This window comes from Pseudoxanthomonas sp. PXM03 (genome assembly GCF_014852005.1).
In the GTDB taxonomy this organism is placed as follows: Bacteria; Pseudomonadota; Gammaproteobacteria; order Xanthomonadales; family Xanthomonadaceae; genus Pseudoxanthomonas_A.
On record NZ_JACVAU010000002.1, the window covers coordinates 920,627 to 933,501 of the forward strand.

General features: G+C 67.7%; 14 protein-coding genes. 1 reads left to right on the forward strand and 13 read right to left on the reverse strand.

Features of this window, described 5'->3' with window-relative positions; genetic code table 11:
* Window positions 1-28: 28 nt before the first annotated feature.
* The 10 genes from IB223_RS13130 to IB223_RS13175 all read right to left on the reverse strand — a co-directional run bounded on the left by IB223_RS13130 (window position 29) and on the right by IB223_RS13175 (window position 6,831).
* On the reverse strand, window positions 29-1,255 hold the full coding sequence (locus tag IB223_RS13130) for an acetylornithine transaminase (RefSeq protein WP_192202151.1): 1,227 nt from the start codon (window positions 1,253-1,255) through the stop codon (window positions 29-31).
* Window positions 1,256-1,338: 83 nt separating this feature from the next.
* A complete protein-coding gene (locus IB223_RS13135; RefSeq protein WP_192202152.1) occupies window positions 1,339-1,869 on the reverse strand; it encodes a cysteine hydrolase family protein in 531 nt (176 codons plus the stop codon).
* A gap of 96 nt (window positions 1,870-1,965) precedes the next feature.
* A complete protein-coding gene (locus IB223_RS13140; RefSeq protein ID WP_343227197.1) occupies window positions 1,966-3,042 on the reverse strand; it encodes a glutathionylspermidine synthase family protein in 1,077 nt (358 codons plus the stop codon).
* Window positions 3,043-3,059: 17 nt separating this feature from the next.
* The gene (locus IB223_RS13145) at window positions 3,060-3,509 is read right to left on the reverse strand and encodes a hypothetical protein (RefSeq protein ID WP_192202154.1); all 450 of its coding nucleotides are present in this window, start codon (window positions 3,507-3,509) and stop codon (window positions 3,060-3,062) included.
* Between the two features lie 2 nt (window positions 3,510-3,511).
* Complete coding sequence (locus tag IB223_RS13150) at window positions 3,512-3,910, reverse strand: DUF350 domain-containing protein (RefSeq protein WP_192202155.1); 399 nt, start codon at window positions 3,908-3,910, stop codon at window positions 3,512-3,514.
* Between the two features lie 47 nt (window positions 3,911-3,957).
* The gene (locus IB223_RS13155; protein WP_192202156.1) at window positions 3,958-4,395 is read right to left on the reverse strand and encodes a VOC family protein; all 438 of its coding nucleotides are present in this window, start codon (window positions 4,393-4,395) and stop codon (window positions 3,958-3,960) included.
* 7 nt (window positions 4,396-4,402) lie between these two features.
* Entirely contained in the window at window positions 4,403-4,810 is a 408-nt protein-coding gene (locus IB223_RS13160) for a DoxX family protein (protein ID WP_192202157.1), read from the reverse strand.
* 55 nt (window positions 4,811-4,865) lie between these two features.
* Window positions 4,866-5,684, reverse strand: a complete 819-nt coding sequence (locus IB223_RS13165) for an NAD(P)-dependent oxidoreductase (RefSeq protein WP_192202158.1) — start codon at window positions 5,682-5,684, stop codon at window positions 4,866-4,868.
* Window positions 5,681-6,238 carry a DUF2867 domain-containing protein gene (locus tag IB223_RS13170; protein WP_343227198.1) on the reverse strand — a complete coding sequence of 186 codons (558 nt, stop codon included), beginning with the start codon at window positions 6,236-6,238 and terminating at the stop codon, window positions 5,681-5,683. Before IB223_RS13170 ends, IB223_RS13165 begins: the two co-directional genes overlap by 4 nt.
* Window positions 6,235-6,831 carry a phosphotransferase gene (locus IB223_RS13175; RefSeq protein ID WP_255431487.1) on the reverse strand — a complete coding sequence of 199 codons (597 nt, stop codon included), beginning with the start codon at window positions 6,829-6,831 and terminating at the stop codon, window positions 6,235-6,237. The genes IB223_RS13170 and IB223_RS13175 overlap by 4 nt, the downstream gene beginning before the upstream one ends.
* A gap of 129 nt (window positions 6,832-6,960) precedes the next feature.
* On the opposite strand from IB223_RS13175, the gene IB223_RS13180 reads away from it, so the two are divergent.
* A complete protein-coding gene (locus tag IB223_RS13180) occupies window positions 6,961-8,967 on the forward strand; it encodes a bifunctional DedA family/phosphatase PAP2 family protein (protein WP_192202159.1) in 2,007 nt (668 codons plus the stop codon).
* Window positions 8,968-9,103: 136 nt separating this feature from the next.
* Here IB223_RS13180 and IB223_RS13185 read toward each other — a convergent pair whose 3' ends face one another.
* The 3 genes from IB223_RS13185 to mpl form a co-directional block, all read right to left on the reverse strand.
* Window positions 9,104-9,682 carry an LON peptidase substrate-binding domain-containing protein gene (locus tag IB223_RS13185; RefSeq protein ID WP_192202160.1) on the reverse strand — a complete coding sequence of 193 codons (579 nt, stop codon included), beginning with the start codon at window positions 9,680-9,682 and terminating at the stop codon, window positions 9,104-9,106.
* A gap of 104 nt (window positions 9,683-9,786) precedes the next feature.
* Window positions 9,787-11,172 (reverse strand): S8 family serine peptidase, encoded by a 1,386-nt coding sequence (locus tag IB223_RS13190; protein ID WP_192202161.1) that lies wholly within the window; start codon window positions 11,170-11,172, stop codon window positions 9,787-9,789.
* Between the two features lie 258 nt (window positions 11,173-11,430).
* Window positions 11,431-12,819 (reverse strand): UDP-N-acetylmuramate:L-alanyl-gamma-D-glutamyl-meso-diaminopimelate ligase, encoded by a 1,389-nt coding sequence (mpl, locus tag IB223_RS13195; RefSeq protein ID WP_225591032.1) that lies wholly within the window; start codon window positions 12,817-12,819, stop codon window positions 11,431-11,433.
* Between the last annotated feature and the right edge of the window lie 56 nt (window positions 12,820-12,875).

Here is a 12,875-nt window from a genome sequence, read left to right on the forward strand (position 1 = left end):
ATGCCCGCCATCGGGAGGGCTGCACCGCTCAGGCAGCGAACGCCCGCAGCGCCGTATGCAGGCGCCGGAGGCCTTCGGCCACTTCCTCGTCGGTGATGTTCAGCGCAGGCACGAAGCGCAGCACGTCGGGGCCTGCCTGCAACAGCAGCAGGCCTTGCGCCGCCGCGCGGTCCAGGGCCTCGCCGGCCCGGCCGGCATGCTTCGCGCTGAGCACCGCACCCAGCATCAGGCCGCGTCCACGCAACTGCGAGAACAGACCGAGTTCCGCATTGATCGCGTCCAGCCCCTTGCGCAGCGCCGCGGACTGTCGCGCCACGTTGTTGGCGATCTGCGGGGAGGCCAGTTTGCGCAGCGCGACGCGCGCGACGGCCGCCGCCAGGGGATTGCCGCCGAAGGTGGTGCCATGTGCGCCGAACTGCATCACCTCGGCCACTTTCGGGCCAGCCAGCATTGCACCGACCGGAAAACCGCCGCCCAGCGCCTTGGCCAGCGTTACGATGTCGGGCACCACGCTGTCCTGCCAGTGCGCGAACAGCGTACCGGTGCGCCCCATGCCCGCCTGGATTTCGTCCAGCACCAACAGCGCGCCATGGTGATCGCACAGCGCGCGCACGCCGGCCAGGAAGCCGGGCGCGGCCGGCATCACGCCGCCCTCGCCCTGCACCGGCTCGACCATCACCGCCGCCACATCGCCGCAGGACATGGCGATCTCCAGCTGGGTCAGGTCGTTGAAATCGACGTAGCGGAAGCCGGCGGGCAGCGGCTCGTAGCCTTCCTGGTACTTCGGTTGCGCCGTCGCCGTCACGGTGGCCAGGGTGCGGCCATGGAAGCTGCCACGGAACGTCACGATCACGCGCTGGTCCGGCGCGCGGCCCTGCGAGGCGGCCCACTTGCGCACCAGCTTGATCGCCGCTTCATTGGCCTCCGCGCCGGAGTTGCACAGGAAGATCCGCTCGGCAAAGCGCGACGCGGTAACCAGCTCCTCGGCCAGGCGCAGCGGCGGCTCGCTGTAGAAGACATTGCTGGTATGCCACAGCTTGCGCGCCTGCTCGGTCAGCGCCGCGACCAGGTCGGGGTCGTTGTGGCCCAGCCCGCAGACGGCGATGCCGGCGGACAGGTCGATGAATTCGCGTCCCTCGCTGTCCCAGACGCGCGCGCCCTGGCCGCGCTCAAGGATGACGTCGCGCGGACGGTACACGGGCAGGTAGTAGCGCTGGCCGTTGGCCAGCAGGTCGGCGGCGGTCGTGGCGCTCATGGCAGCGGCTCTGCAGCGGAAATGGCCGTGTATTGTCGCCGATCGCGGGGTCCGCGCCAGCGGGCGCCGCAGCATCCCGCCGCTCAGGAGGTGAAGGCGATCCCGTCGGCCGGCAGCGCCCGGATGCTCACGCCGAAACTGCGGATCGCCGGCAGCGTGGCGTTGTGGTGCGTGCGGATCTGGTCGGCCGTCGCGTGCGCCTTGTCGTGGGTGGTGTGCGCGTCGGCGGCCAGCACCACGTGGTACCCATGCGCCGCCGCGCTGCGCGTGGTGGTGTCCACGCAGAACTCCGTGGCGTAACCGCACAGCACCACGCCTTCCACACCGCAGAACGACAGCACCTCGTCCAGTCCGGTGCGCAGGAACGAGTCCGGCGTGCTCTTGCGGATGCGGTGGTCGCCCTGCTCCACCGCCAGCGCAGGATGCAGCGCCCACCCTTCGGACTCGGGAACCAGATCGTCCGCACGCTCGTGCTGCACCAAGATCACCGGCGCACCCGCCTGCCGCGCCTTCGCCGACAGCGCATTGATGCGCTCGACGACCGCGTCGGCATCGGCCGGCGCCGGCTCGAACAGGCCACGTTGCACGTCGATCACGATCAGGGCGAGGTTCATGCGTTCTGCTCCCATGGAAACCGGCTGCCAGCTTCCCGCATCCGGCGCAAGCTGCCAAGCCGCACTGCGTCGCAGCGTGACGCGAAGCGACCGCTTTCAGCGAAAGCCATGGGGCACGAACCGACTGGTATCTCGCGTGATCCACCCGTCATCTTCGCGGATCCCCATGCCCACGGCTTCGTCGCCGACCAACCACACACCGAGCAACGCGTGGCGTCCCGCCTGCTCGAACAACGACGCCCGAGCCTGGTACACCATGCCCTGCTCGCCGAAATGAACGCCCTGGTCGGCGAGGAATACGCCCTCGCCTTCCCGTCCGAAGCGCGGTTTGCCCACGACGGGCCCGGCGATGTCGCGAGGCTCGTGTGAGGCCGGCAGCAGGTTGGGATGATCCGGAAACATCGACCACAGCAAAGGTAACAGCGACTTGTTGGACAACACCTGTTTCCAGGCCGGCTCGATCCATCGCGTCGGGACGCGAGACAGGTGCTCCGCGAACGGCTCCGCCATCATCCATTCCCAGGGATACAGCTTGAACGCAAGATCGATGGGGCGGTCAGCGAGATCGATGAAGCCTTCGCGCCAACCGATGTCGGACATATCCAGCAGTTGCGCAGTATGACCGGCTTGCAGGCAGGTCGCCTGCAGGTACTCCAACGTGGCCGCATCTTCCGGCGCGCCAAGGGAGCCGGCGAAATGCAGGTGCGCGTCGACGGGTAGCAACTGGCGCCAACGCGCGACCAGTCGCTCGTGGATCAGGTTGAACTGGTCCGGAAGAAGCGCGGTGTCCTCGAGCCAGTGCCACTGCACTACCGCCGCTTCGAACAACGAGGTTGGGGTGTCGGCATTGTATTCAAGCAGGCGCGGCGCCCCGTGGCCGTCGTAGGCCAGGTCCATGCGGCCGTACAACGCGCCTTCGCCCTCCTTCCACGCGCGCTCGACCAGCATGGACGCCCGCGCATCCAGCCCCAGCAGGTGATAGTCGCCTCGCGCGACGATCTCCGCGACGGCATGCAGGCACATGCGATGCAGTTCGTTGGCGGCGTCCTCGATCCGATCCACTTCCGCCGCATCGAATGCGTAATAGCCGTCCTCCACCCAATAGGTGCCGTTGAGGCTGTGGAAATCGAAACCCAGCGCTTCGACACGGGACTGCCAATGCGTACGCGGCACGCAATTCCGCCGTTCCATCAGGAACCCGCAGCGCGGACCCGTCCGGTACCGCCGAACCCGCCACGGTAACCGTGCTCGACGCTTCGGGGAGGCTCATAGCCATTCGAGGCGGTTCCACTTCCGTAGCGGTAGCTGCCACCATATCCACCCGTCGTGCCACGGCTGGGGCACGTGCCGCCGTGCCCGGGATCGTCCGCCGCCCGCTTCGCAAGATCACGGGCATACCACGGCCCGACCCACTGGCCGCCCACGGGACTGCAGCGCTGCGCGCCGTAGTCGCACTCGCAGCTGTACTGGTTGGCGTAACGGTTGCGGAGCATGCGATCCGCCGTGGCATCGCGCAGCATAGGGAAGCCGATCAGCACCGCAGCGCCAACCCACATCCAGGGCACATCCCACGAGCGCTTGCGCGCAGGCACGGACAACATCTTCAGCGGAACGACCGGTCGCTTCCTGCGCTTGCCCATCGTCAGTAACTCATCGCGGCGGCATTCACCAAGCCCACGCTCACGTGCACGGTCGCGGACAGCACCGCGGCCGACAGCTCGGCCTGCGCGATACGGTCCGGAAACCGCGGCAACAGCAGACGAACGAGCAGGTAGGCCACGCCCTGCGCCAGCAGCGCAATGCCGGCCCACAGTGCGAGGTCCAGCGGATTCACGGCGGCGCGCAGTGCGCCCGCCAGCGGCAGCGCGAAGCCCAGCAGTGCGCCGGCCAGCGCAATGCTGGCGGCAAGGTTGCCCTCGCGAATGAGTGCCAGCTCGCGATGTGGAGTCAGGTGCAAATACAGCACCACGTAAAGCAACACGAAGCCGAGCCCCATGCCGAAGTACGTGGCGAATGCGGACAATCCCTGCAGGTACGCCATGTGTTCCCCTGATCCCTGTTCGCGCGGTCCCTTACCGGGACTACGCCCTACCAGCTTCCCGTATTCGCCATCGAAAGCCAAGGCTCCTGCGGTGGCAGCGCGGCACCCTTCTGCAACAATTCGATCGAGATCAGGTCCGGTGTGCGGACGAAGGCCATGCGGCCATCGCGCGGCGGGCGGTTGATGGTGATGCCCAGCGACTGCAGGTGCGCGCAGGTCGCATGGATGTCGTCGACCTCGAACGCGAGATGGCCGAAGTTGCGCGCACTGCCATAGTCCTCGGCGGGCGATCCGTCTTCCGGCCGCCAGTTGTAGGTCAGTTCGATCTCCGCCTCCGGGTTGGCCGGCGCGCCGAAGTAGACCAGGGTGAATCGCCCCTGGGGACTGTCCATGCGCCGGGTTTCCACCAGGCCCAGGCCTTCGGTGAGGAAGCGGCCGGTGGCCTCCAGATCGTGGACGCGGATCATCGCGTGCAGGTATTTCATGACAGCCTCATGTCGGAACGGAAGAACGGGTGCGGTGTGCCCACGCATTGGCCAGCAGGCAGGCGATGATCAGCACGCTGTACTCGGCGCCATTGCGGCCAAGGCCCACCACGAACCAGCCTGCCGGCGCGTGCACCAGCCAGATGCCGCACGCGTAGATCGCGCTGAACACCAGCGCGATCGGCATGACCCATCGGCCCGCCGCGAACACCGGTGCCGCGACCAGTTCGAACACCGTCACGAACCACGCGATCCCCGGTCCGAACGGAAATCCGCGCGACTCCAGGAATACCCCGAATGGCGCCACGCCATCGGCCAGCACGCGCGCGACGCCATGGACGAAAAGCAGCGTGGCCAGGGCCATGCGGATGAACGCCAGCGCCTGGCGTCCTGCGGTTTCAGATGGCGACATCATCGTGACTCCCCTTCATGACCGGCATCAAAGACAGGGTGCGCAACGCGCCTGCCCGCTATTCCAGGAACAGGTCCGGCAGCAACGATTGCGACGGATCAACGGCATACGGCGTGAAATCCGCGACGCCGGCTTCGCGCAGCAAGTCCTCATCGATCAGGAAGTGACCGTGGAAACCACGCGCATCACGGGCGAGCACGGCATGCGCGGCGTCGGCGACGATCTGCGGCGTGCGGCAACGCGGGATCTCCACGCCGGGAATCATGTTCAACGCATCCGTGGCGATGATGGTGCGCGGCCACAGCGCGTTTACGGCGATGCCCTGCGGACCGAACTCGCCTGCCAACCCGAGGGTCACGAAACTCATGCCCATCTTCGCCAACGTGTAACCGGTGTGCGGCGCCCACCACTTCAGGTCCAACGTGGGCGGTGGCGCGAGCGTCAGGATGTGCGGATTGGGGGCCTGCTTCAGGTAGGGAAGCGCGGCCTGCGCGCACAGGAAGCTGCCGCGCGCATTGACCTGCTGCATCAGGTCGAAGCGCTTCATCGGCGTGTCCAGCGCGCCGGCCAGCCAGATGGCGCTGGCGTTGTTGACCAGGATGTCGATGCCGCCAAAGGTATCCGCTGTGGCGGCCATGGCGGCTTTCACGTCGTCTTCTTCGCGGATGTCGCACTTCAGCGCGAGCCCGCGCCCCCCCGCCGCATTCACCGCCTCGGCCGCGGTGTGGATGGTGCCCGGCAGCTTGGGGTTGGGTACCGAAGACTTGGCGGCGATGGCCACGTTGGCACCATCGCGCGCCGCGCGCAGGGCGATGGCCAGGCCGATGCCGCGCGAGGCGCCGGTGATGAAGAGGGTCTTGCCGGACAATGGATTCATGGTGCATCCCGTGGGAAAGGGGCGGAGGCGTCGCACAGCCGACGCGCGTAGCGTTGCAGCAGGTGGGGCACGATCAACCGATGGATCGGATCCACCGGCAGCATGTAGAGCCGACCCAGCCAGTTGGGGTGTTCGACCACCGTGGCGCAGTAGAGATGCGCGGCATCGTGCTGCCGTCTGACTTGCAACGACAGCGACACCCGCAGGTGCCGGTCCTGGTCACCCAGCACGATCTCGTTCGGGGCGTGGCTGAGCACGGTGAAGATACCGACCTTCTCGCCGACCCGCACATCGCGTGCCCGGCCTGCGGCACGGATACGCCCCAGGTCCTTCATGCCCAACCACCGCATCACGCAGTTGCGTGCCGTCATCATTCCCTCGAACCAGGCGGGCACCAGATGCGCGATGTCCTGGTACACCTGCAAGGCGGACACGGGCGCGCGCGACAGTCCGATGGCGGCGCAATGCACGAAGTAGGCATCGTCGGCCGTGGCGCGCAACGTGCTGTCCGCAGGCACCGCACAGGAGACCGCGCGTGCTCGCCGGAGGCTCACGGCTTCGGTCCCTGCCCTTCGTTGTCTTCCCACTTCAGCAACCGCCGGGTGATGAAGCGGTAGACGGGCTTGCCGGTGCGGAACCAGAGGTCACGCAGCCAGGACGTGCGCTTGAGCACCCGCTTCTCGATGGGGGTGAGCGACGCGCCGCAATACATGCGCTTGTGCTTGAGCAGATGGCGCAGGTCCTGGCGCGCCAGCAGGCGCATCCAGCGCGAGCGCGGGTCGCCGCGGGTGGCGAGCTGGAAATCGATGATCGCCGGGCGGCCGTCTTCCAGCACCAGCCAGTTCGCCTCCTTGGCGAGATCGTTGTGGGCGATGCCCCGGCGGTGCAGGTGCTGGAGCAGGCGGCGTGCGGCGCGGAAGTAGGCCAGATCGCCGCGTGGCGGGCGCTGGTACATCGCTGCCCCCTCCATGTAGCTGCGGTCGAGCCGGCGGCCGGTCCAGTCGAGCAGTTGGGGCACGTCGGCCATCCCCGCGACCTTGCGCAACGCTAGGGCCTCGCGCCGCGCCAGCCACCAGGCGGGCAGCCGCAGCCACAGGGGCACGTGCGCGAGATCGCGGCGCACGAACGGACCCGACGGCCCCTGCATCAGGGAGATACGACCGAAGCTGTCGGCCTTGAGTGCGGTGATTTCGGAGGGCGAGCGCAAGTCCACGACGTCATTCTACTGCCCAGGGCTGGCAGACGCGGGTCAGGAACAGCCGCCTATAATCCCGCGATGGAATCTTCCTGGTTCGACAACCTGCTGGCCTGGATCAGTGCACATCCTGTCGCCGCGGGCCTGGTGATCTTCGCCATCGCGTTCTGCGATGCGGCGATCATCATCGGCGCCATCGTGCCCGCCCTGCCGCTGCTGTTCGCGGTGGGCGTGCTGATTGGCCTGGGGGAGATTTCCGGCCCGTATGCGGTTGCCTGCGCCACGCTGGGCGCCCTGATCGGCGATGCGACCAGCTACTGGATAGGACACCGCTGGGGGCAACAGCTGCGGACGGTCTGGCCATTCCGCAAATACCCGCAATTGCTCGATCGCGGCGAACTGCTGTTCCGGCGCAATGCGTGGAAGAGCATCTTCGTCGCGCGCTTCGTCGGGCCCATCCGCCCTTTCGTGCCGGCCGTGGCCGGTATATCGCGGATGCCGCTGCGCCGTTACCTGGTGGCCAGCGGCGCAGCCAGCGTGGCGTGGGCCGCGGCGTTCCTGCTTCCCGGCTGGGTGCTGGGCCATGCCTACGATGCCGTCGCCGCCGTGGCGGGCCGGCTGGCCCTGGTGCTGGGCCTGCTGGTACTGGTGCTGGCGCTGGCCTGGGCGCTGGTGCTCTATACCTACCGCTGGTTCGCCGCGCACGCCGACGCCCTGCTGGCGCGCGCACTCGCGTGGTCGCACGCGCACCCCGTGCTGGGGCGCTACACCGCGGCCGTGTTCGACCCCTTCCGGCGCGAGTCCGTGCCGCTCGCGCTACTGGCGATCCTGCTGCTGGCGATCGTATGGGTGTGGTTCGCGTTCCTCATCATCGTGATCGGCCACGGCGAACCACTCGCCATGGACCTGTGGGTCCACGAACTGATGCGTGCGCTGCGCAATCCGCTCGCGGACTATCCGCTGGCCGCGATCGCCTCGCTGGGCGACGAACAGGTGCTGGCGCCGGCGTCGCTGCTGGTGCTGGTCTACCTGTGCTGGCGCAGGCGCTGGATGGCGGCCGGGCACTGGCTCGCGGCGCTCGCTTTCGGCCTGGCGCTTACCGCATGGCTCGGCGCGTCGGTGGACATCCCCAAGCCGCCCAGCGTCAGCAGCGGGTTCGGTTTTCCCTCCATCGCCGTGACGATGTCGACGATCACCTTCGGCTTCTTCGCCGTGTTGATCGCGCGCGAACTCCCGGGCCGCACGCGTGTGTGGCCTTACCTGGTCTCGGGCATCGTGGTGGCGCTGATCGGCTTCGCGCGCATCTACCTGGGCGCGCACTGGCTCAGCGACGTGGTGGGTGGCATGTTGTTCGGCCTGGTGTGGCTGCTGGTGCTGGGCATCGCGTACCGCCGCCGCATGGTGCGCTCGTTCTGGATCAAGCCCATCGCATGGTTGTTCTACGGCAGCTTCGTGCTGGCCGGACTGTGGCATGCGCCGCGCAACGTGGAGCCCATGCTGGCGCAGTTCCAGGCACCGGTGATCGAACGGACGATTGCGCTGCAGGACTGGTGGCAACGCGACTGGCAGTCACTGCCGGCGCGCCGGAACGAATTCGATGACGAACAGCGCTGGCCGCTGGACGTGCAGGTCGCCGGGCCGCTGGCGCCGTTGAAGGCCAGCCTGACGGCCGCCGGTTGGCGCGAGCAGCCGCAGGCCGGGTGGGAGGAAGCCCTGAACCTGCTGGACAGCGACCTGCCCGACGATGAGCAGCCGGTGCTGCCGGCCACGCTGGATACCCGCGCGGAGAGCCTGCTGATGCTGCGCAACGGCGACCAGCCCGGCGAAGTGTTCGTGCTGCGCCTGTGGCCGGCGGACACGCGGCTGCAGCCGGGCAATGTACCGCTGTGGATCGGCAGTGCGCAGGTGCTGCAGCAGCAGCGCGCCTTCAATCTGGTGCGCCTGTGGCGGCCACTGCGCGAAGCGCGCACGGCGCTCGACGCGGTGACGCAGGCCACGCCGGATCTCGCTCACGCGATCGCGCCGCATCCGGATTCCGGGCTGCCGGTGCTGCGCTTGCGCACCGGTGGCGAGGCGGTCCCGCCCTGACTCACCGGGAGGTTCCTGCAGGAAGGGGCTGACCAGCCTTGCTGGCTGTTGAAAGCCAACCCCGACGCCCTCCTGTCAGGCATCCCGGAATCCAGTATGTGCGGTCGAGGCTAAAGCCCTCCCCGCCGGGCCGGTGTCAGTCGATCCACTCCAGCAGGCGCTGCAGGCGCGCGTGCACGTCGTCTTCCTGCAGGATCGACACGCGCTGTTCCGGAGTGATCGGCAGCACCTGCGCCAATCGCCATCCCACCCAGGCGGCGTGCTCGAAGATGCGCGGCGGCAATCCGTTCAGATCGCTGCCCACCTTTTCCATCATGGTCTGAAGCAAGGTGCCCAGCAGTGCGTGCTCGGGACGGATCTCCCAGTCCTCGTCGGCGCACAGCCATTCCACATCCGCCATCACCAGCCCGTTGTCGCGGACGCGCGTGCGGACCACGTGGAAACGCCGGTGGCCGCGCACGCGCAGCGACAGCAGCCCGTCCTCGCCCATGTCGAAGTTCTCGATGCGCGCTTCGACGCCATAGGCCGCGGGCGTCGCGGGCGCACCCGCTTCGGAGCCCTCCAGGATCAGGCAGACGCCGAACCCGTTCCCGGCGCGCCCGCAATCACGCACCAGGTCCAGGTAACGCCGCTCGAAGATGCGGAGATCCATGGCGGCGCCAGGCAACAGCACCTTGTGCAGTGGGAACAGCGGCAGGGATTCCAGTGATTGCATGCAGGCAGTTTAAAGGCCGATGTTCCGCGCGGGGAAGCGGAAACGAAAAGGGCCACACCGTGACCGGCGTGGCCCTCGCATCTGACAGTGTGGAGGTCAACGCATCATTGCGTGACGGCACGTCGCGCGTTCACGCGTCCCGCACCGAACGTCGCGTCGTTGCCCGGTTTGCCGAGATCATCCGCCGATGCGCGCAGGATGCGTTCCACCGCCGCCGGCGAGAGTTCGCCACCGTGCTTGCCGATGATCAGCGCGGCGACGCCGGAGACGTGGGGCGCCGCCATGCTGGTGCCGGCGGACCAGCCGTAGCCCGAGGTACCAGACGTGGTGCTGAACACCATGTCCCACACCCAGCACGCGCGCACGATGCCCTTGAACGTGCAGTTCTCGGTCCCCGGGTAGTCGTAGTTGCCGCCCGGCGCGCCCAAGTGGATGGCCGACTGGCCGTAGTTGCTGTAGCTGGCGCGGATATCGAAGTCGGTGCCCGCGGGATTCTTCAGCCAGGCCAGCGGGCCGAGCGCGCTGACGGTGATGACGCCCGGCAGCTGGCCGGGGAACGAACGCAGGTTCACCGTGGTGCAGGTGCCATCGGTGTCGCAGACCCGACCGCTGTCGTGGTCCAGGTCGCGGCCATCATTGCCAGCCGATGCGACCACGGTGGCGTTCTGCTTGTTCGCATAGCGCACGGCCCGCGCCGTGGCGTTGACCAGCTCCGCCACCTCGCTGCCGCCCACCTGCAGCCCACCGTTCACGCCCAGGCTCATGTTGATGACATCTGCATCCGCATCGGCGGCGTGCACGATGCCCTGGATGATGGCGGCGAACGAGCCGCTGCCCGTCACCGGATTCAGTACCTTCACTGCGATCAGTTCCGCCTCCGGGGCGACGCCGATGGTACCGATGCCGTTGTCGGCCGCACCGATGGTGCCCATCACATGCGTGCCGTGCGTGCTGCCACTGGTGTTGCAGTACGTCTGCCCCGCGACGAACGACGCCGACTTGGCGGTATTGAGATTGGGGATGATGTCCGCGTGCGCGCAGTAGACGCCGGAATCCAGCACGGCGACCGTCGCGCCAGCGCCCCGATAACCTGCGTTCCAGGCGCCCGCAGCATCGATGGCGGCGTGGCCCCACTGGAAATCGAAGAAGCTGTCGTTGTCACCGGATGCAGGCGGGTTCGCATAGTCGGCGGTGACCTCTTCCGCCGCGGTCGGCAGGTCGTACTGGATGGCCACGTCGGCGACGGCGGAACGCACTGCGGGAATGCGGCCCGCAGTCGTGCCGAACGCCGGATTGTCGGATTCGACGATTGCAACGCCGATCTGCGGCAGGCGCGCTACGATGCGGCCGCCTGCGGCCTCGATGCGGCTGACAAGCTGGTTATCGAAACTGTTGTTGTTGGCGGTCACTACGTAGGTCGTGGCGTGCGCGCTTGCAGCGCACGCGAGCGAGGCGACGGCGAGTCCAAGGGCCTTGGCAAGTCGGGTCATGCGGCATCTCCTGGGAATGGACGAAGGACGCGGCTTCGCCGCGCGTATGCGCACTCTACCCATTCGGCATGCCGCCGCTTGCCACGCGAATTGATTGCAGGACCGGACACGCGATACGCGCACCCTCCATGTGTCAGCGCATGTCGGCTCTGGCTGCTGCGCGCACGTCGTTCTTCAAAAGATCTCGATTGCGCTGCAGCGCAACACATCGCCGCAGCATGATCGAGAACATCGCTCTTTTGTGAGATGAATTGGCGGCTATGTGCGCGAGACGCCCGACGCAGGCACGCCATCGGACAGAGTCGCCAGGAAACGTCGCGGCGCACCGTCGAAGCCGCCGTTCGACATGAACACCACATGGTCGCCGGGCCGCACCTGCGTCTTCAACGCTGCGATCAGCGTATCGGCGTCGGGGACGGTGCGTGCGTCGCCACGGATGGCGGCAACGATCTTGCCGGCGTCCCATGCGAGTTCCGGCCGATGCAGGAAGACGACCGCATCGGCGATGTCGAGCGAGGGTGCCAGCGCCCCGGCATGCGCGCCGGAGCGCATCGAGTTGCTGCGCGGCTCCATCGCCACCAGGATGCGCGCATCGCCGACACGCGCACGCAGACCTTCCAGGGTGGTGTGGATGGCGGTGGGATGGTGGGCGAAGTCGTCGTAGACGGTGATGCCGTCGTGCTGGCCGATCACTTCCAGCCGCCGCTTCACGCTGCGGAACGTCGTCAGCGCCGGCAGCACGGTGGCGACCTCGACGCCGACCGCATGGCAGGCGGCGAGCGCGGCCAGGCCATTCAGCACGTTGTGGCGGCCGAGCATGGGCCAGTGCACCTCGCCGATCTCGTTGCCGTGGTGGCGCACGGCGAACGCGCTGCCGTCTTCGCGGATCAGGCGCGCACTCCATTCCAGCGCGGCATCGAAACCGAAGCGCTCCACCGGGGTCCAGCACCCCATTGCGAGCACTTCTTCCAGCCTCCGGTCTTCGCCGTTGACGATCAGGCGACCACGGCGCGGCACGGTACGCACCAGGTGGTGGAACTGGCGCTGGATCGCCGCCACGTCCGGGAAGATGTCGGCGTGGTCGTATTCCAGGTTGTTGAGAATGGCGACCAGAGGGCGGTAGTGGACGAACTTGCTGCGCTTGTCGAAGAAGGCAGTGTCGTACTCGTCAGCCTCAACCACGAACTCGCGGCCGCCGCCGATGCGCGCCGACACGCCGAAGTCCTCGGCCACGCCGCCGATCAGGAAGCCCGGCGAACGCCCGGCCGCGTCCAGCAGGTAGGTCAGGATGGTCGTCGTGGTGGTCTTGCCATGGGTGCCGGCCACGGCCAGCGTGTCGCGGCCCGGCAGTACGCGTTCGGACAGCCATTGCGCGCCGGAGATGTAGCGCCGACCCTGGTCCAGCACCGCCTCGACCGCGGGATTCCCGCGCGACAACGCGTTGCCGATCACGATCTCGTCGCAGTCCGGCGCGATGTTCTGCGGCTGGTAGCCCTGCGCCAGCGCGATGCCGAGCTGCTCGAGCTGGGTCGACATGGGCGGGTAGATGGCCTGGTCGCTGCCTTCGACGATGTGGCCGAGTTCGCGTGCCAGGGCGGCCACGCCGCCCATGAAGGTGCCGGCGATGCCGAGGATGTGGATCTTCAAGACTGCGGTTCCCGAATGAGTCCGTGAACTTTAGCCGAGCGCGCCGGGTTCGGCAC

Excerpts from the sequence above, each read along its gene's own strand:
- IB223_RS13130 (WP_192202151.1), bottom strand. The coding sequence starts at position 1,255 with ATGAGCGCCACGACCGCCGCCGACCTGCTGGCCAACGGCCAGCGCTAC.
- IB223_RS13135 (WP_192202152.1), bottom strand. The coding sequence starts at position 1,869 with ATGAACCTCGCCCTGATCGTGATCGACGTGCAACGTGGCCTGTTCGAG.
- IB223_RS13145 (WP_192202154.1), bottom strand. The coding sequence starts at position 3,509 with ATGGGCAAGCGCAGGAAGCGACCGGTCGTTCCGCTGAAGATGTTGTCC.
- IB223_RS13150 (WP_192202155.1), bottom strand. The coding sequence starts at position 3,910 with ATGGCGTACCTGCAGGGATTGTCCGCATTCGCCACGTACTTCGGCATG.
- IB223_RS13155 (WP_192202156.1), bottom strand. The coding sequence starts at position 4,395 with ATGAAATACCTGCACGCGATGATCCGCGTCCACGATCTGGAGGCCACC.
- IB223_RS13160 (WP_192202157.1), bottom strand. The coding sequence starts at position 4,810 with ATGATGTCGCCATCTGAAACCGCAGGACGCCAGGCGCTGGCGTTCATC.
- IB223_RS13165 (WP_192202158.1), bottom strand. The coding sequence starts at position 5,684 with ATGAATCCATTGTCCGGCAAGACCCTCTTCATCACCGGCGCCTCGCGC.
- IB223_RS13175 (WP_255431487.1), bottom strand. The coding sequence starts at position 6,831 with ATGCAGGGGCCGTCGGGTCCGTTCGTGCGCCGCGATCTCGCGCACGTG.
- IB223_RS13180 (WP_192202159.1), top strand. The coding sequence starts at position 6,961 with ATGGAATCTTCCTGGTTCGACAACCTGCTGGCCTGGATCAGTGCACAT.
- IB223_RS13185 (WP_192202160.1), bottom strand. The coding sequence starts at position 9,682 with ATGCAATCACTGGAATCCCTGCCGCTGTTCCCACTGCACAAGGTGCTG.
- IB223_RS13190 (WP_192202161.1), bottom strand. The coding sequence starts at position 11,172 with ATGACCCGACTTGCCAAGGCCCTTGGACTCGCCGTCGCCTCGCTCGCG.